The organism is Brevundimonas nasdae (assembly GCF_016654005.1).
GTDB lineage: Bacteria > Pseudomonadota > Alphaproteobacteria > Caulobacterales > Caulobacteraceae > Brevundimonas > Brevundimonas nasdae.
In genome coordinates, this window is the sequence record NZ_JAEPWN010000004.1 from 106,410 (window position 1) to 123,355 (window position 16,946).

The window sequence follows — 16,946 nt, forward strand, 5'->3', positions numbered from 1 at the left end:
GTGGGGATCGTCAATATCGAGGATGAGCTGCACGAGCAGCTGCGGCGGGCCAGCAAGGCGTCGTACCGCTCGATCAACGCCCAGGCGGCTTTCTGGATCAGGATCGGCATGTTGTGCGAGACCAATCCGGGACTGACGTTCCAAGAGCTGGTGGCGCGGGAACTGAAGGCGGCGGGCGTGGACGTCGCCAGCACGCCGGTCGCGGCGGCATGATCAAGACGACGGAAGAACTGGCCCTGATGGCCGAGTCGGGGCGGCTTCTGGCCTCGGTCTTCACCCATCTGGACGGGCTGACGCTGGAGGGGATGACCACGCTCCAGATCAATGATCTGGTCGAGGCCTATATCGTCGATGAGCTGGAGTCGCGCCCCGCGTCCAAGGGCCAGTACGGCTATGGCTTCGTGCTGAACAGTTCGCGCAACCACGTCGTCTGCCACGGCGTGCCGTCAGCGGACGAGGTGCTGAAGGACGGCGACATCGTCAATCTGGACATCACCCTGGAGAAGGACGGCTTCATCGCCGATTCCAGCAAGACCTATCTGATCGGCAATGTCGGCCCGGCGGCGCGGCGTCTGGTCCGCACCACCTATGAGGCCATGTGGAAGGGCATCCGCACCGTGCGGCCCGGCGCGCGGCTGGGCGACATCGGCGCGGCCATCGAACGCCACGCCAAACAGGCCGGGTATTCGGTCGTGCGCGACTACTGCGGCCACGGCATCGGGCGCGAGATGCACGAAGATCCTCAGGTGCTGCATTTCGGCAAGGCGGGAACCGGCATGACTCTGCGTGAAGGCATGGTCTTCACTATCGAGCCGATGCTGAACCAGGGCACGCGCAAGGTCGACACGGAGGACGACGGCTGGACCGTGGTGACCGAAGACGGAAAACTGTCCGCCCAGTTCGAACATACCGTCGCCGTCACCCGCGACGGCGTGCGCGTCCTGACCCTGCGGCCGGACGAAGCCAAGGCCGGGCGGGCCTAGAGCGCTGCGTCAGCCACATACCGGGCAGGGGGCTTGCCCAGCGCGGATTTGAACATGGTGATGAAGGCGCTGACGGACTCATAGCCCAGGTCATAGGCGACGGTCTGGACCGAGGCGCCTTCGGACAGGCGTTGCAGGGCGATGATGATCTGCAGCTGCTGACGCCAGCGGCCAAAGCTCATGGCCGTCTTGCGCGCCACCAGACGCGACAGGGACCGTTCGCTCATCGCCACCCGCCGCGCCCATTCGGCCACTGGCGCGCGGTCGTGCGGGTTCTGGATCAGGGCGTTGGCGATGTGGCGCAGGGCCGGATCGTCGGGGATCGGCAGGTGCAGGGCGCTGACCGCCATGCCGCGCAACTCCTCCAGAAGCACCTGAACCATGCGATGCAGGTGGTCGCCGGGCTGATAGGGCGCGGCGGGCCGTTCGGCCAGATGCCGCACCAGCTCCACCACCAGGGGCGTCAGCGTCAGGCTGGCGCAGTGATCGGGCAGACCCCCGACCTGGGGGGCGATGAACAACAGGGCCACGCGGCCATTGGCGGTGATTTCATTGCTGTGGCGGATATGGCCGGGCACCCAGACCCCGCTGCCCGCCGGCACCATCCACAGGCCCGCCTCGGTGCGGCAGATCACGCCGCCCCGCAGGGTGACGACCAGCTGACCCTTGCGATGGACATGCATCGGCGCCTCGCGGTCATGCGCCGTCGCCTCCAGGTGCATGGCCGTCACCGGCAGGTTGGTTTCGTCGGGGTCGAACGGATGGGGCAAGTGCGATTGGCCGATTTCAGAAATTATCTGACTGAATAGCCAAATCCGGCAACCGCCGCCATTGCTATCTGGAGGGCGCACAGATTGGACCCCGCCATGCCTCAGCGTCACCGCCTCCATCCCGCCTGGATCATTTTGGGCGTTCTTCTTTTCGCCACCAATTTGAGAGGTCCGTTCACGGCGGTCGGGCCGGTGCTGGAGGTGATCCAGCAGGCGTTCCACATCGGGGCCGGGCAGGCGGGCCTGCTGATCACCCTGCCGCTGCTGACCTTCTGCGTGGTGTCGCCGTTTGCGGCCCTGCTGGCCAAGGAATATGGGCTGGAACGGGTGCTGTTCCTGGCCCTGATCGTGATGATGGTCGGCATTGGCGTGCGCTCCATCGGGCCGTTGTGGAGCCTTTATTTCGGCACCGCCGTGCTGGGGGCGGGCATCGCCATCGGCAACACCCTGGTGCCCAGCCTGCTGAAGCGGGACTTTCCCAACCAGATCGCGCGGCTGACGGCGGTTTACGCCATCACCATGGGCGTCGGCTCGGCGGTCGCCTCAGCGGTGGTCGCGCCTCTGGCGGCGGCCTACGACTGGCGGGTCGCGCTGGGCGTCTTCATCATCCTGCCGGTGGTCAGCGCCATCGCCTGGCTGCCGCAACTGCGCCGCCACTCCGCCCCCGCCGCCGGAACCGCCGAGCCCCTGCATTCCGGCAGCATCTGGCGTTCAGGTCTGGCGTGGCAGATCACCCTCTTCTTCGGCTGCACCTCCTTCACCTATTACGCCGTCGCCGCCTGGCTGCCGTCGATCCTGGTCAACCAGGGCTATTCGCCGATCGCCGCAGGCTCGCTGCATGGGGTGCTGCAACTGGCCACCGCTCTGCCGGGACTGCTGCTGCCGCCGCTGATCGGGCGGATGAAGGATCAGCGCGTCATCGCCGCCGGTCTGGGCGTGATGGGTCTGGCCGCCATTCTGGGCCTGTATCTGGCGCCGACCCTGGCGGTGGTGTGGATCGCCCTGTTCGGCGCAGGCATAGGCGGCGCCTTCATCCTGGCCCTGACCTTCATCGCGCTCCGGGCGCGCAACGCCCACCAGACGGCCCGTCTGTCCGGCATGGTTCAGGCGGTCGGCTATCTGATGTCGGCGACCGGCCCGGTGGCGGTCGGGGCCCTGCATGATGTGACGCACAGCTGGCTGGCGTCCTTCGTCGCCTGTGGCGTCCTGTGCGTGGCGATCATGATGCTGGGGCTGGGCGCGGGCCGGGCGCGCCATGTTTAGCGGCGCGGATGCGCCTTGATGAAGCCCGCCACGTCCTCGACCACCCCGGGCGCAAGGGGCAGGTCGGGGTTGGCGTAGGTGGCCATGTTCGCGGCGCGGTCGGCGGGGGCGATCTTCAGCAGGTGGTTGACCCCGTCCCACAGTTTCAGCGTCGCCTTCGGATCGGCGGCGGCCAGGGCGTTGGCGTCGGTGGTGGTGACCTGAATGTCGTTGGTCCCCTGGCCGATGAAGACCGGCCCGTCATAGGCGGCGATCAGGGCGGCGGGGTCCAGCGGCAGCCAGGAGATCAGATAGGGCTGGACCGACGGACGGAACAGGGCGGCCAAGGCCGGCGGGGTGTCTGCGACGGTGCGCCCGGCCTCCAGTTCGCTCAGAGCGGCGAAGGCCTGGGTCTTCAGCGGTTCCGGCAGGCCGCTCTCCAACTGCTCGCGCAGCACCACGCCCGCTGGGCGGCCCGCGCCGGACAGCAGGATCAGGCCGCACACCTTGTCATCCCCGCCCTCGACAGCCTTCAGCGCGACCAGCGCCCCTTCGCTATGGCCGATCAGCCAGGCGCAGGACTGGCCCGCGCGCGATGCGGCCTCTGCGGCCCAGGCGCGGGCGTCGGTGGAATAGTCGGTGAAGCGCAGGGCCGCCTCTTCGCCGCCCGCCGCCGCGCTCTGGGCGATGCCGCGCTTGTCGATGCGGACGGTGGCGATGCCTTGTTCCGCCAGCCCCTCGGCTAGCAGACGGTAGGTCGCGCCCCGGACGCCCATCGGGCTGTTTCCATCCCGGTCGGTGGGACCGGACCCAGGCAGGATGACCGCAACCGCGTTGGCGTTCTCAGGCGCCAAGAGCGTGCCGTGCAGGGGCGCAGGCTGGGCGGGCAGGGTGATTTCGGTGGAGACGGGCGCGCTGGTCAGGGCGGCGGCGAGGATCAGGCTCAACATGGTCGTTCTCCGTTCGCAAAGGGATCAGAAGGGCTGGCGGTCGGGATCGGTACGCCAGACGCGCCAGCTTTCGAAGACGGCGATCAGGCTGATGGCGATGACGCTGACAGTCAGGGCGATGACGCCGAGCGGCTGAGGTGCGATAGGGGCGGCGATCAGACCGCACAGGCCGATCAGGAAGAACAGTCTTCCCGCCAGACGATTGGACCGATCCCACGCCAGGCGGCTTTTGAACGCCCAGGGCGTGCGGACGCCGACGAAGGGATTGGGCGACGTCCGTCCGACAAATGCGCCGACACCCACGAAGACCAGCGACAAACCGCCCATCAGCATGCCGCCGCGCGCCTCCAGACCTGTCTGCCCCAGGCTTGTTTGCTCCAGGCTGGCCCAGGCGACGAGAACGCCGACTATGGTCAGGGTGAACAGGCCGATGCCTTGTCCGATCCTCAACGACCGCCTCTGCGACTGATCGTCTGTCGCCTCGGCCCGCATGGCGCCAAGACCCAGTCCGACGCACAGGATCAGTCCCAGCAGGGCTATGCCGCCCAGCGTCAGGGCCAGTTCGGTGCGGTCTGACCAGCGATCCGGCCGAAGATCCGGGCCGAAATGCACCGGGATCGGCGTTGTCGGGCCGTTCAATCCGACATGCAGGGCGAAGGCGCCTTGCAGCGTGAAGACCGCGACAGTCAGATAGTCCAGCAGCGACAGACGGTCCTTCATCCGCGGCTCCCTTCAGTCTTGGTCGTTGGGATGGGGGAGGGCTTTCCCGTGCCGGCGATGTCCATCAGAAAGGCCATGGCCTCTTCGACGGCCGAGATCTCCAGCCGGTAGCGGATGGTCTGGCCGTCGCGTTCGGGGCTGACCAGACCGGCTTCCTTCAGGGCGTTGAGATGGCCGGTGATGGTGGGCCAGCTCATGTCGAAGGCGGCGGCGATGTCGCCGGACGCCAACGGCCCGCTGCGCAGCATGGCGACGATGCGGCGTCGCACAGGATGGGACAGGGCCTTGAACAGGGTGTTCATAGGAGTATCCCTAATTAGGAATATTCCTAATTGCAAGGCGCAAGTCGGCGGTCAACCCTTCATCGTCATTCCGGGGCTGAGCAGAGCGAGGAACCCGGAACCCGGAACCCAGGGATACATATGCGCCGCTGACCGCATCTGACGTCGGAAATGCTTCTCTGGGTTCCGGGTTCGTCCTGAGGACGCCCCGGAATGACGACGAAGGGCGATCGGGTCAGGCCCGTTCGTTCAGATCAGATCGCGAAGCTGACGCCGCAGCCGCAGCTTGACGAGGCGTTCGGATTATTGACCACGAACTGGGCGCCCGCCAGTTCATCGACATAGGCGATCTGGGAATTCTTCAGGAAGGGCACGGACACCGGATCGATGACGGCGGTCTGGCCGTCGGCCTGAATATGCAGGTCGTCCTCCTCGGCCGTCTCGATCAGCTCGAACCGGTACTGGAAGCCTGAACAGCCCCCGCCATCGACGGCGACGCGCAGCAGCAGGGTCTTGCCCTCGGCGGCGCCCAGCTTGGCCAGGCGCTTGGCGGCGCTGGCGGCCAGGGTGATGCCCTCCGGTGCGCGCGTGGCGACGGAGAAGGCGGGTGTGGATGGTTCTGTGGATTGGACGGTGCTCACAGGTGTCTATATGAGGCGCGTGCGGGCGTTCGCAAAGGCCCGCCTGCTTCAAAGTTGATCCGTTGAGCCATTCAGACCGCGCGACCTACTCAGAACGCCCCGATCAGACCCTGGGCCGCCGCTTCTTCGAGCCGCCCAGCCGCACCCGAACACCCTTCGCCCGCGACCGCGACCGCATCATCCATGCGACGGCTTTCCGGCGCCTGAAGGAGAAGACCCAGGTCTTTGTCGCGCATGAGGGTGATCACTATCGCACCCGCCTGACCCATTCGCTGGAAGTGGCCCAGATCGCCCGGTCGCTGGCCCACGCCCTGCGGCTGGACGACGATCTGGCCGAAACCATCGCCCTGGCCCATGACCTGGGCCACCCGCCCTTCGCCCACGCGGGCGAGGATGAACTGGTGGTGCAGATGGCCGGCCACGGCGGTTTCGACCACAATGTCCAGAGCTTCCGCGTCATCACGGAGCTTGAGAACCGCTATCCGCAGTTCGACGGCCTGAACCTCAGCTGGGAGACGGTCGAGGGCGTCATCAAACACAATGGTCCGGTGTCGCACCGGCTGGACGAACCGGCCTGGTCGGTGGTGCGGCCCTACCGCACGGACGGTGAGGCGAACTGGGATCTGCGCCTGGGCACCTTCGCCTCCTTGGAGGCTCAGTGCGCAGCCATCGCCGACGACATCGCCTATAACAACCATGATGTGGACGACGGGGTGCAGGCGGGCCTGATCACCCTGGCCGATCTGGACCAGATCCCGATCATCGGTCCGATGCTGGCCTCGGTGCGGCGCGACTGGCCCGGCATCGACGAGCGGATGCTGCGGATCGAGGCCGTTCGGCGCATGATCGGCGTCATGGTCGAGGACGTGCTGGCCGAAACCGCGCGGCGTCTGGAAGAGGACCGCATCACCTCGACCGAGGATGTGCGCACGGCGCGCCGGACCATGGTGGACTTCTCACGCTCCATGCACGGCGATCTGGCGGTGCTGCGCAAGTTCCTGTTCGAGCGGATGTACCGCCACTACCGCGTCAACCGCACCCGCAGCCAGGCGCGCCGCGTCCTGTCGCAACTGTTCGAGCTGTTCATGGCCGAGCCGGAGGTGATGCCGCCGGAATGGGGCGTGCCCGCGCTGACCGACGACCGGACCCAGCGGGCGCGTGCGGTGTGCGACTATATCGCCGGGATGACCGACCGCTATGCGATAGAAGTCCACCAGAAATTGTTCAGCCTCGACCTTGCGCTTGATCTGTGATTCGAAAGAGCCGTGCGGGGGATTATGATTAAGGGCTGGCGTGTGTGATTCGCACCGCCGGACATACGGCGGAGCACGACCATGTCTTTTGACGACGACAACAAACCGGGCCGGGGCGCCTATACGCCGCCGACGGACGACGACCTGCCGTTCCGCCGCAACTCCTATGATCCGCGCAGCGGCCGCAACGTCGGCTCGGGCGGGGGCAAGGCGCCGCCGGTGACCCTGATCGTCAGCGCGGCGGTTCTGCTGCTGCTGATCGTCGCCGTGATCTTCTTCTATCGGTCGGGCATGCGCGCCTCCAACGACGCGCCGCCGGCTGTCGGCCAGCCCGTCGGCGAACTGAAGACGCCCGCGCCCATCGACGCCCAGCCCATCGACCCTGCCGCCGGCATCCGCGTCTATCGTGACGAGACGGAATCGACCGACGCGCCCGTCACCTTCACCCCGCCGCCTGAGGCGCCCGCGCCGCGTCCCGCCGCGCCGCCGCCCGTCGCCCCGACCGGCCAGGGCCTGACGCCAGCCGCTCCTGCGCCCGCCGCACCGGCTCCGCGTCCGGCCCCCGCGCCCGTCGCCGCCCCTGCGCCCAAGGCGGCGCCCGCACCGACGCCTGCGCCCGCTCCGACACCCGCGCCTGCGGCTGCGACCGGGTCGTCCGGCGTCCAGATCGGCGCCTTCTCCTCGACCGAGATCGCGGACCGCGAATACGCCGCCGTCGCCGGTCGCTTCGGCCAGTACGCGTCGGGCGCCCAGAAACGCGTGACGGAGGTGACCTCGTCCAACGGTTCGACCCTGTACCGCACCACCTTCTCGGGCCTGTCGCGTGAACGCGCGGTCGCCTTCTGCAATGCGCTGAAGGCCGCCGGTCGGGACTGCATCGTTCGGTGACATCGGCAGCGATCTACGGCTGCGCCGGTCATCGGCTGACGGAGGACGAACGCGCCTTCTTCGCCAAGGCGCGGCCGTGGGGCTTCATCCTGTTCCGGCGCAACATCGACACGCCGGAACAGGTGCGGGCGCTGACGGATGAACTGCGCGCCGCGATCGGCGACCCGGATGCGCCAATCCTGATCGACCAGGAGGGCGGACGGGTCCAGCGGATGGGGCCGCCGCACTGGCCCAAATACCCGCCCGGCGACGCCTATCTTAAGTCAACCAACGACCCGCAGGACGCGCGCGATCTGGTGCGTCTGGGCGCGCGGTTGATCGCCCATGACTTGCGCGAGGTCGGGATCAACGTCGATCTGGCGCCGGTGCTGGACGTGCCGGTTCCGGGATCTCACGACATCGTCGGCGACCGCGCCTATGGCCAGGACCCGCAGACCGTGGCCCTGCTGGGACGGGCGGCGGCGGAAGGCCTGCTGGCGGGCGGAGTGCTGCCCTGCATCAAGCACATGCCGGGCCATGGCCGCGCCTTTGCCGACAGCCACAAGGATCTGCCCACCGTCCAGGTCGATTTCGAGACCTTGAACGCCTGGGACTTCGCCCCGTTCAAGTCGCTGTCCGATATGCCCCTGGCCATGACGGCGCACATCGTCTTCACCGCCGTTGACAAAAAACGTCCCGCCACCCAGTCGAAAAAAGCCGTGCGCCTGATGCGTGAGCATCTGGGCTTTTCGGGTCTGATCCTGACCGACGACCTGTCGATGCAGGCGTTGAAAGGATCGCTGGGTGAACGGGCGAATCAATCATTGATTGCTGGCTGCGACGTAGTCTTGCACTGCAATGGCGTCCTGTCGGAGATGCAGGAGGTCGCTGATGCGGTCGGCAAGCTGAAGGGCAGGGCCAAGGCTCGCGCCGAGGCGGCGCTTGCCCGCATCGTCCGCACGCCCGAACCGCTGGACGCCCCGGCGGCGCAGGCGCGCTTCTTCCAGTCGCTGGGCGGCAGGCTGGAGGCGAAGAAGGGGCCGGATGTGGGGGAGGCGCAGGCCTAGTCCCGCATGACCGAGTCCTTCCAGCCCAATCTGGATTTCAACGCGGAGGAGGTCGAGGACCGCGAGGCCTTCGTCGTCGATCTGGACGGCTATGAAGGGCCGCTGCACGTTCTTCTGGCCCTGGCGCGGACGCAGAAGGTCGATCTGCTGAAACTGTCGATCACCCAGCTGGCGGAACAGTATCTGGCCTTCGTGCATGAGGCGCGGCGTCGCAACTTCGCCCTGGCGGCGGACTATCTGGTGATGGCTTCGTGGCTGGCCTACCTGAAATCACGCCTGCTGCTGCCCCGCACCGAAAAGACCAAGGGCGAGGAGCCGCCTGCCGAAGAAATGGCCGCCGCCCTGGCCTTCCGCTTGCAGAAGCTGGAGGCCATGCGCCGCGCGGTCGAACAGCTGATGGCTCGGCCCCAGCTGAAGCGCGACGTCTTCACGCGCGGCGATCCCGAGGCGACGGTGATCGTGCCGTCCGACCGCATCGACGCCAGCCTGTATGAGTTGATGAGCGCCTATGTGGTTCAGCGCCGCCGTGAAGAGGCGCGCCGCTACGCGCCCGGCCAGCGGGTGGAGGCCTTCCAGCTGGAGGCCGCGCGCGACTGGCTGCGCGAGATCATGCCCAAACTGGCCGACTGGACCCCGCTGGAGCGCGTCGCTCCGGTCCGAGAGGATGAGGACGGACCCAGTCAGGCCAGCTATACCGCCTCCACGCTGTCGGCCAGTCTGGAGCTGGTGAAGGAGGGGGCCATGGACATTCGCCAGGCGCAGGCCTTCGCCGAGCTGTTTCTGAAACGACGTGGAAACGGCCAGCCGCTGGAGCTGACGCCGTGAGCGACCTGTCCTTCCAACCCGACGAGGCCGAGATCGAACGCCGGGTCGAGGCCCTGTTGTTCGCCGCCGCCGGCCCCCTGACCGCCGCCGAGATCGCCGCCCGCCTGCCTCACGACTGCAACGTCGCCCGCGCCATCGCCGGTCTTCGCGCCCGATACGAGGGGCGCGGGGTGGAACTGGAGTGCGTCGCCGACCGCTGGCGGTTCCGCACCGCGCCGGACCTGGCCTTCATGATGACGCAGGAGCGCGAGGAGCCCCGTCGTCTGTCCAAGGCCGCCCTGGAGACCCTGGCCATCATCGCCTACCACCAGCCCGTCACCCGCGCCGAGATCGAGAGCGTGCGCGGCGTCACCATCTCCAAGGGCACGCTGGATCTGTTGCTGGAGATGGGCTTCGTGCGGCTGCGGGGACGCAGGCGCACGCCGGGCCGCCCGGTCACCTATGCGACGACGGATCGCTTCCTGGAGCATTTCGGCCTGGCCACCCTGTATGATCTGCCGGGCGTGCAGGAGATGAAGGCGGCGGGCCTGCTGGACCTGTCCCTGCCGGTCGGGTTCGAAGTTCCCGACCCCACCAGAGCCTCCGAGGCCGACGACGAGGACGGCAGCCTGCCTCTGGAAGACGACACGCCCGAGTTCGCCCAGGATTTTGTCGCCGAAGACCGCTGAAACGCCCGCCGTTCATCTTGTCTTATCGGACATCGGCTAGGGGCGTCCGACAATGGGCAGGGTTTCAGTAAAGTCGAGCGGGCGCGCGTGGGGCGCCTTCAGGATCGCGGTGATCCTGATTGTATCGACCGCGATCGGCATGGTCGCCATTCTGGGCGTGGTCAGTCAGGGCATCGACGCCCATCAGCGCGTCAAGGAAGAGAACCTGGTCAAGCTGCGTCTGGGACGGGCGCTGGAGATCATCGGCGAAGACCTGACGACCGCCTCAACCTGGAACGAGGCCGTGGACCATATGGCCGTGGGCGACGACGTCTGGTTCGATCGCTTCCTCGGCGCCTTCTATGAGGCCCAGCACAGCCATCTGGCGACCCTGGGCTACGACAGCGCGGGCCGCCTTTTCCGCATCAGCAAGGACGGGGCCCCTGCGGGCGCCAGCAGCGATGACCCCTTCGCCCGCGCCGCACGCCCGCTGGTCGATCAGGTTCGTGCGGACGCGGCAGGGCGTGACGCCTCGACAGTGGCCATGGGCGCGGTCCGGCTGAAGTCGGCCTTCGTGCGGATCGACGGGACGGTCTATCTGCTGGGCGTCTCGACCGTGGTGCGCCACACGGCGGACGGGCCGGTTCCCGCCGCTGATCCCGTGGTGGCGTCGTTCAAGGCCTTCCCCGCCGAAATCGCGCCGCTGAAGACGCGATTCTCGCTGGAGGACGTGCAGTTCCAGCCCGGCGACGCCCCGACGCCGCACGGCATGGCCGGGGTTGAGGTGCGCGACGGACAGGGCCAGTTGTTGGGCAAGGTGATCTGGAAGCCGGAGCGTCCGGGCTACCAGATCCTGACCCAGGCTGGATCGCTGATGCTGTTGCTGCTGGCGGTGATGATCGTCGGCGGCGCGGTGCTGTTGGGGCGGATGGTCAGCGACGTGCGGCGTCTGCGGGCGTCAGAGGCGGCGCTGTCGGCGGCGCTGGAGCGGGCCGAGGCGGCCAATGCGGCCAAGACGCGCTTCCTGTCCAACATCAGCCACGAACTGCGCACGCCCCTGAACGGGGTTCTGGGCATGGCCGAGGTGATCGGCGCCGATCTGGTCACCCCGCAACAGCGCGACCGGCTGGATATCCTGAAGGCGTCGGGCCAGCAGCAGTTGCGCCTGATCGAGGAGTTGCTGGACGTGGTGCGCCTGCGCGACGGGGCGGTGACGCTGGAGACGCGGCCTTTCCGGCCGGAAAACCTGCTGCGTCGTCTGGCTTCCGACTATCGCGGGGCGGCGGGCGCCAAGGGGCTCAAGCTGAAGATCGAGGCGGCCAAGGGCGAATGGATGGGCGACGCCATCCATGTCGAGAAACTGCTGGCGGCCCTGACCGACAACGCCATCCGCTTCACCAGCAAGGGCGGCGTGACGCTGCGGGCGATCGGCGGCGACGGTCTGGTGCTGGAGGTTCAGGACACGGGGCCTGGCATGGCCGCCGCAGAGGTCGAACGCCTGTTCGAAGCTTTCACCCAGGGCGACGACAGCAACACCCGCAGCGCCGACGGTCTTGGCCTGGGCCTGACCGCCGCCCACGGTCTGGCGGCCCTGATGGGCGGTCGGATCGAGGTGACCAGCACGCCGGGGCAGGGCAGCCTTTTCCGCGTGATCCTGCCCCTTCAGCCCGTGACGGTCAGGCCGTCAACAGACGCGGCAGTTTGAAGGTCACCGTCTCGCGCGCGCCGCCGTCTTCGGTGACCGTGGCGTCGAAGCGGGCGCGGATGGCGTCAACCAGGGCCTCGATCAGCGGTTCGGGGGCCGATGCCCCTGCGGTGACCCCGACCGTCTGAACCCCGTCGAACCAGCTCCAATCCACCTGAGAGGCGTCATCGACCAGATAGGCGGCGTGGGCGCCCGCGCGCACCGCCACCTCGACCAGCCGGGCCGAGTTGGACGAGTTCTTGGATCCGACCACTAGCACCAGCTGGCACCCTTCGCCCAGGGTCTTCACCGCCTCCTGCCGATTGGTGGTGGCGTAGCAGATGTCTTCCTTGTGCGGATCGGGCAGTTCGGGGAAGCGGCGTTTCAGAACCTTCAGAATGCCCGCCGTGTCGTCCACCGACAGGGTGGTCTGGGTCGCATAGGCCAGCGGCGCGTCGCCGGGACGTTCAAAGGCTTCGGCGTCGGCCTCGGTCTCGACCAGGCTGATGGCGCCTTCGGGCAACTGGCCCATGGTGCCGATCACTTCAGGGTGGCCCGCGTGGCCGATCAGGATGATGTGGCGGCCCGCATTATGGTGGCGCTCGGCCTCGACGTGGACTTTCGACACCAGCGGGCAGGTGGCGTCTAGGAACAGCAGTTCGCGCGCGCGGGCGTTGGCGGGCACGGACTTGGGCACGCCGTGGGCCGAAAACACGACCGGGCGGTCGTCGGGGCATTCGTCCAGCTCCTTGACGAAGACCGCGCCCATCGCCTTCAGCCGCTCGACGACGTGGCGATTGTGCACGATCTCATGGCGCACATAGACCGGAGCGCCGAATCTCTCGATCGCCCGCTCAACGATCTGGATCGCCCGATCCACCCCGGCGCAAAAGCCGCGCGGCGTCGCCAGACGGACGGAAATGGGGCGCAACGGCGAAGCTGGGGGAGGGACGTGGGCGTTCATGCCCGGAACCTAGTCGTTCGTGGTCGTTATCGCCATCTGGACAAGGGCTTGCGCACAACAGATTCTACCGCCTGAAAGAGCGGCGCATCGTCACGGCTTGTCCACAGTCGACGAAAGTCGAACTTCTACAAAGGTTTAGGTGATGTTCACGACGCCTTGACCTAGCAGCCGCTCACGATTAGTTTCCGCGCCGAATTCAGACCCCGTCGCGGCTCAGCCGGGACGCTGAGCAACAAACCCATGACCACCCCGACGGAATCGCGTGAAGAGGCGATCAAACGCCTCAACAAACGTGCATCCGACTTGGCGGAGGCCACGGCTACGAAGACGTCTGAAGCCCTCTCGGCCCAGGCGGTTTCCAGTCAGGCCTATAAGATCATCGCCGAATTGCTCGGCGGCGTCTTTCTGGGCTTGGGGCTGGGTTTCGGAGCGGACCGACTGTTCGGGACCAATCCGTGGGGGCTGATCAGCGGTGTCCTTCTGGGCTTCGCATTGTCGATTTACATGGCGCGCCGCACGGCCAACCGGCTGATGGCGCAAGCGAAGGCGAGCGGGCTCGAAGAGAAATCGATCCCATTCGACGACGAGGAAGACGAGGACCGATAGGCTTATGGCCGATCCGATTCATCAGTTTCAGATTCAAAAGGTCGTCGACCTCGGCGCCGTGAATCTGCCCGTGTTCGGTCATACCGAACTGGCGATCACGAACTCGCACATCGCGATGACGGCTGCCTTTGTGGCCATTGTCCTGTTCCTGCAGTTCGTGACGTCGGGCGCCAAGGTGGTGCCGGGGCGTCTGCAGACGGCGGGTGAAAGCCTGTTCGACATGATCGACGGCGTGACCGATTCGATCATCGGTCATGACGGCCGCAAGTATTTCCCGTTCGTCTTCACCCTGTTCCTGCTGGTGCTGGCGATGAACCTGCTGGGGATGTTCCTCAGCTTCACCCCGACGTCGCAGCTGGCCGTCACGGTCACCTTCGCGGCCCTGACCATCCTGCTGGTCATCGGCGTGGGCTTCATCAAGAACGGCCTGGGCTTCTTCAAGCTGTTCTGGCCGATGAGCGCGCCTCTGATCCTGCGTCCGGTCGTCGGCGCTATCGAGTTCCTGTCCTTCCTGCTGCGTCCGGTCACCCTGGCCCTTCGTCTGTTCGGCAACATGCTGGGCGGCCACGTGGCGCTGAAGATCTTCGCCGGCTTCGTCGTCGCCCTGGGCGCTGGCGCCTTCGTCGGCGAGGGCCTGGGCATCTGGGGCCTGCCGGTCGCCGCCCTGTCGATGGTCGGCGTCGTGGCCATCACCGCTCTCGAATTCCTCGTCGCCTTCCTGCAGGCGTTCGTGTTCGCCGTTCTGGCCAGCATCTACCTCAATGATGTGGTCAACCTGGGTGAAGGCCACTAAGGCCGGACCTCAGTCCGAACTCTCTGTTTTCAACCAACCTGACTTAAACAAGGATACTCACCATGGAAGCTGAAGCCGCCAAGTACATCGGCGCCGGCCTGGCCACCCTCGGCATGATCGGTTCGGCCATCGGCGTGGGCAACATCTTCGCCAACTTCCTGAACGGCGCCCTGCGCAACCCGTCGGCCGCTGGCTCGCAAGTCGGCAACCTGTTCGTGGGCGCGGCTCTGGCCGAAGCTCTGGGCATCCTGGCCTTCGTGCTCGGCATCCTGATCCTGAACTCCTAATCCATTTAGGATTCAGGGCGGCGGCGGTCTCTCGCTGAGGTCGCCGCCGCCTTTCTGCATTTACGAACGAACGGACACCATGGCCGCTCCCAATCCTCACGACACGCACGCCACGACCGAGGCTGAAGGCCACGGCAGCGGCGGTCTGCCCCAGTTCCAGACTGAGCACTGGGCCGGTCAGATCGGCTATCTGCTGGTCCTGTTCTTCGTCCTCTATATCCTGATCGCCAAGGTCTTCGGCCCGCGCCTGCGTCGCGTGATGGACGAGCGCCGCGATACGATTTCCAGCGCCGTCGCCACGGCCCGCCAGGTCCAGACCGAAGCCGCCGAACAGGCTGCTGCGGCCAAGGCCGAGGTCGACAAGGCCCGCGCCGACGCCCGCGCCACCGCCGCCGCCGCCAAGGCGCGCGTCACGGAAGAAGCCAACGCCCGTCAGGCGGCGGAAGAAGCCGTCGTCAACGCCCGCATAGCCGAGGCGGAAGCCTCGATCGGCAAGACGCGCGACGCCGCCATGGCCAATGTCTCGACCATCGCTGCGGACACCACCGCCGCCATCGTCGAGCGTCTGACCGGCAAGACCGCAACGGCTGCTGAACTGACCGCCGCCAAGGGAGCCGCCTGATGAACCTGATCTTCGAACCCGGCATCTGGAGCTTCGCCAACCCGGAGATCTGGGTCGGCATCGGCCTGCTGATCTTCTTCGGCATCCTGATTGCAGCCGGCGTGCCCAAGCTGGTCGGCAGTCAACTGGACGCCAAGGCCGCCAAGATCCAGGACGACCTGGACGAAGCCGCCCGCCTGCGCGCCGAAGCCGAAGCCCTGCTGGCCCAGATCCGCAAGGAGAAGGTCGAGGCTGAAGCCCAGGCCGCCGACATGATGGCCGCCGCCGAAGCCGACGCCCGCCGTCTGGAAGTCGAGGCCAAGGCCAAGCTGGAAGAGACCCTGGCCCGTCGTCAGAAGATGGCCGAGACCCGCATCGCCCAGGCAGAAGCCCAGGCTGCTGCTGAAGTGAAGGCCGCTGCTGTCGATCTGTCCGCCAAGGCTGCGGAACAGATTCTGGCCGCCCGTTTGTCGGGTCAGTCCAAGGACCCGCTGCTGGACGCCGCCATCGCTCAGATCGGCGACCGCCTGAACTGATCGCGACGCGCAAGCATCGAACGAAAAAAAAGGGCCCCGGCGTCGCTGTCGGGGCCCTTTTCTTATGTCTGACGGATCAGGTCAGTGGGCGTGTGCGCCGCCGATGACCGTGGCGCCGCGCTTTTCACGCGCGACGAGCCGGGCATAGACATTGCCCAGCACGATCCCGAACACCGCATGGGTGATCAGCAGCCAGGCGATGGTGCCGAACCCTGATCCCGCGGTGAAGGTGCGGTAGTCGCCGAACATCATCACGCCCAGCATCATCAGAACCCAGGCGCCGACGGCGAAGACGATGCCCTTGGTTTCGGGCGTGTCCGTCGGCAGACGGGGGCACAGCACCCCGAACAGCGGACCCAGGATGAAGATGCCGCTGAAGACGTGGATGGCCCAGCCGACGGCCAGGTTGCCCGGCATGCCGATCATGCTGGCGATGACCCCCTGGAAGGGATCAAACCAGTTGAGGAACATGTTCGGGATCTCAAGCAAGGATACGGCGATGGTCGCGACGACGCCCGCGATCAGGCCTTTTTTTACGCGTGACATCATGACCTTCGCGCCTCCCAACGCATGTTTCGGTTCACTGATAACGCGCGCACAGGATACGCCGGGTTGGGAGGCCCCGCGTTCACGTTCTTGTGGTTAGCGGTTGCAGCAACGCAACTGCGAGATGTCGAGGTAACTAGCGGAACAGCTTACGGAAATACCGACGCAGGCCCTTACGCGCGCGCATCAGACGACGACGCGGGCGTTTCAGCACCACCTTCTCGGCCCGCAGCGCCTGTTGCCAGAAGACCGGCGCGATCTCCGGCTTCTTCCGCATCAGACGACGGAAGGGATAGACCCATTTCGGCCTGGCGTACTGGGCGCGGATGAACTGCCGCTTGGCCCAATAGGACGACTTCAGGATCAGCATCAGGCCGACCGCGATGACGGGGATGCCGCCGGGGCCGGGCAGGGGCGCGATCAGGATGCCCAGCAGTACCACAAACAGCCCGCCCACCATCAGCGCCCAGCGCTTCACGACGCGCAGTGTGCGGCTGCGTGTTGCGGTCTGCGGGTGGATGAGAGCGGGTGCGTAGGTCACAGGTGCGCCAGATGGGGAGGAGAAGGCCGTATGACAACGACCGCCACGGCCGCGCGATCCCTCGTCGGGAAAGGAAAGGCGCACCGTGGCGGGGTTGCCACAAGTCCTTAACAACGCGGGCGAATGGCCGATCCAAGGCGCC

At 66.7% G+C, this 16,946-nt stretch carries 22 protein-coding genes; 14 read left to right on the top strand and 8 right to left on the bottom strand.

All coding sequences use genetic code 11. The annotated features are described in order from the left end of the window. Positions 1-213 (top strand): ParD-like family protein, encoded by a 213-nt coding sequence (locus tag JKF87_RS07730; protein ID WP_201099086.1) that lies wholly within the window; start codon positions 1-3, stop codon positions 211-213. After that, entirely contained in the window at positions 210-983 is a 774-nt protein-coding gene (gene map, locus JKF87_RS07735) for a type I methionyl aminopeptidase (RefSeq protein ID WP_201099088.1), read from the top strand. Before JKF87_RS07730 ends, map begins: the two co-directional genes overlap by 4 nt. Here map and JKF87_RS07740 read toward each other — a convergent pair. Further along, on the bottom strand, positions 980-1,753 hold the full coding sequence (locus JKF87_RS07740) for an AraC family transcriptional regulator (protein ID WP_236261208.1): 774 nt from the start codon (positions 1,751-1,753) through the stop codon (positions 980-982). The two genes, map and JKF87_RS07740, sit on opposite strands and share 4 nt — an antisense overlap. Before the next feature lie 96 nt (positions 1,754-1,849). Between JKF87_RS07740 and JKF87_RS07745 the strand changes: the two genes are divergently transcribed. Further along, positions 1,850-3,016 carry an MFS transporter gene (locus JKF87_RS07745; RefSeq protein ID WP_201099090.1) on the top strand — a complete coding sequence of 389 codons (1,167 nt, stop codon included), beginning with the start codon at positions 1,850-1,852 and terminating at the stop codon, positions 3,014-3,016. Here JKF87_RS07745 and JKF87_RS07750 read toward each other — a convergent pair. The 4 genes from JKF87_RS07750 to erpA all read right to left on the bottom strand — a co-directional run bounded on the left by JKF87_RS07750 (position 3,013) and on the right by erpA (position 5,587). Beyond that, on the bottom strand, positions 3,013-3,945 hold the full coding sequence (locus JKF87_RS07750) for an alpha/beta hydrolase (RefSeq protein WP_201099092.1): 933 nt from the start codon (positions 3,943-3,945) through the stop codon (positions 3,013-3,015). The genes JKF87_RS07745 and JKF87_RS07750 overlap by 4 nt on opposite strands. A 24-nt stretch (positions 3,946-3,969) precedes the next feature. Beyond that, positions 3,970-4,665, bottom strand: a complete 696-nt coding sequence (locus JKF87_RS07755; protein ID WP_201099094.1) for an SdpI family protein — start codon at positions 4,663-4,665, stop codon at positions 3,970-3,972. After that, positions 4,662-4,967: a metalloregulator ArsR/SmtB family transcription factor gene (locus JKF87_RS07760; protein ID WP_201099096.1), complete on the bottom strand. Its 306-nt coding sequence runs from the start codon at positions 4,965-4,967 to the stop codon at positions 4,662-4,664. The genes JKF87_RS07755 and JKF87_RS07760 overlap by 4 nt, the downstream gene beginning before the upstream one ends. 233 nt (positions 4,968-5,200) lie before the next feature. Next, positions 5,201-5,587, bottom strand: a complete 387-nt coding sequence (erpA, locus tag JKF87_RS07765) for an iron-sulfur cluster insertion protein ErpA (protein WP_201099098.1) — start codon at positions 5,585-5,587, stop codon at positions 5,201-5,203. A 62-nt stretch (positions 5,588-5,649) separates the two neighbouring features. On the opposite strand from erpA, the gene JKF87_RS07770 reads away from it, so the two are divergent. From JKF87_RS07770 to JKF87_RS07795, 6 genes are all read left to right on the top strand, one after another. Next, on the top strand, positions 5,650-6,840 hold the full coding sequence (locus tag JKF87_RS07770; RefSeq protein WP_201099100.1) for a deoxyguanosinetriphosphate triphosphohydrolase: 1,191 nt from the start codon (positions 5,650-5,652) through the stop codon (positions 6,838-6,840). Between the two features lie 81 nt (positions 6,841-6,921). Further along, complete coding sequence (locus JKF87_RS07775; RefSeq protein WP_201099109.1) at positions 6,922-7,728, top strand: SPOR domain-containing protein; 807 nt, start codon at positions 6,922-6,924, stop codon at positions 7,726-7,728. Then, the gene (gene nagZ, locus JKF87_RS07780; RefSeq protein ID WP_201099111.1) at positions 7,725-8,774 is read left to right on the top strand and encodes a beta-N-acetylhexosaminidase; all 1,050 of its coding nucleotides are present in this window, start codon (positions 7,725-7,727) and stop codon (positions 8,772-8,774) included. Before JKF87_RS07775 ends, nagZ begins: the two co-directional genes overlap by 4 nt. 6 nt (positions 8,775-8,780) lie before the next feature. Continuing rightward, on the top strand, positions 8,781-9,599 hold the full coding sequence (locus tag JKF87_RS07785; RefSeq protein ID WP_201099113.1) for a segregation and condensation protein A: 819 nt from the start codon (positions 8,781-8,783) through the stop codon (positions 9,597-9,599). Then, entirely contained in the window at positions 9,596-10,267 is a 672-nt protein-coding gene (gene scpB / locus JKF87_RS07790) for an SMC-Scp complex subunit ScpB (protein ID WP_201099122.1), read from the top strand. Before JKF87_RS07785 ends, scpB begins: the two co-directional genes overlap by 4 nt. A gap of 109 nt (positions 10,268-10,376) precedes the next feature. Then, a complete protein-coding gene (locus JKF87_RS07795) occupies positions 10,377-11,951 on the top strand; it encodes a sensor histidine kinase (RefSeq protein ID WP_201099124.1) in 1,575 nt (524 codons plus the stop codon). Here JKF87_RS07795 and ispH read toward each other — a convergent pair. Further along, positions 11,923-12,894: a 4-hydroxy-3-methylbut-2-enyl diphosphate reductase gene (ispH, locus tag JKF87_RS07800; RefSeq protein ID WP_201099126.1), complete on the bottom strand. Its 972-nt coding sequence runs from the start codon at positions 12,892-12,894 to the stop codon at positions 11,923-11,925. The two genes, JKF87_RS07795 and ispH, sit on opposite strands and share 29 nt — an antisense overlap. A 240-nt stretch (positions 12,895-13,134) precedes the next feature. On the opposite strand from ispH, the gene JKF87_RS07805 reads away from it, so the two are divergent. The 5 genes from JKF87_RS07805 to JKF87_RS07825 all read left to right on the top strand — a co-directional run bounded on the left by JKF87_RS07805 (position 13,135) and on the right by JKF87_RS07825 (position 15,717). Beyond that, complete coding sequence (locus tag JKF87_RS07805; protein WP_201099128.1) at positions 13,135-13,500, top strand: AtpZ/AtpI family protein; 366 nt, start codon at positions 13,135-13,137, stop codon at positions 13,498-13,500. 4 nt (positions 13,501-13,504) lie between these two features. Continuing rightward, positions 13,505-14,293 carry a F0F1 ATP synthase subunit A gene (locus tag JKF87_RS07810; protein WP_201099130.1) on the top strand — a complete coding sequence of 263 codons (789 nt, stop codon included), beginning with the start codon at positions 13,505-13,507 and terminating at the stop codon, positions 14,291-14,293. A 62-nt stretch (positions 14,294-14,355) separates the two neighbouring features. Beyond that, complete coding sequence (locus JKF87_RS07815; protein ID WP_201099132.1) at positions 14,356-14,580, top strand: F0F1 ATP synthase subunit C; 225 nt, start codon at positions 14,356-14,358, stop codon at positions 14,578-14,580. Positions 14,581-14,659: 79 nt separating this feature from the next. Then, the gene (locus JKF87_RS07820) at positions 14,660-15,202 is read left to right on the top strand and encodes a F0F1 ATP synthase subunit B family protein (RefSeq protein WP_201099134.1); all 543 of its coding nucleotides are present in this window, start codon (positions 14,660-14,662) and stop codon (positions 15,200-15,202) included. After that, positions 15,202-15,717: a F0F1 ATP synthase subunit B gene (locus JKF87_RS07825; protein WP_201099136.1), complete on the top strand. Its 516-nt coding sequence runs from the start codon at positions 15,202-15,204 to the stop codon at positions 15,715-15,717. Before JKF87_RS07820 ends, JKF87_RS07825 begins: the two co-directional genes overlap by 1 nt. 81 nt (positions 15,718-15,798) lie before the next feature. On the opposite strand, the gene JKF87_RS07830 is transcribed toward JKF87_RS07825, so the two are convergent. Beyond that, complete coding sequence (locus JKF87_RS07830) at positions 15,799-16,266, bottom strand: DUF6789 family protein (RefSeq protein WP_201099138.1); 468 nt, start codon at positions 16,264-16,266, stop codon at positions 15,799-15,801. A gap of 133 nt (positions 16,267-16,399) precedes the next feature. Further along, positions 16,400-16,804, bottom strand: a complete 405-nt coding sequence (locus JKF87_RS07835; RefSeq protein ID WP_307417691.1) for a PGPGW domain-containing protein — start codon at positions 16,802-16,804, stop codon at positions 16,400-16,402. Between the last annotated feature and the right edge of the window lie 142 nt (positions 16,805-16,946).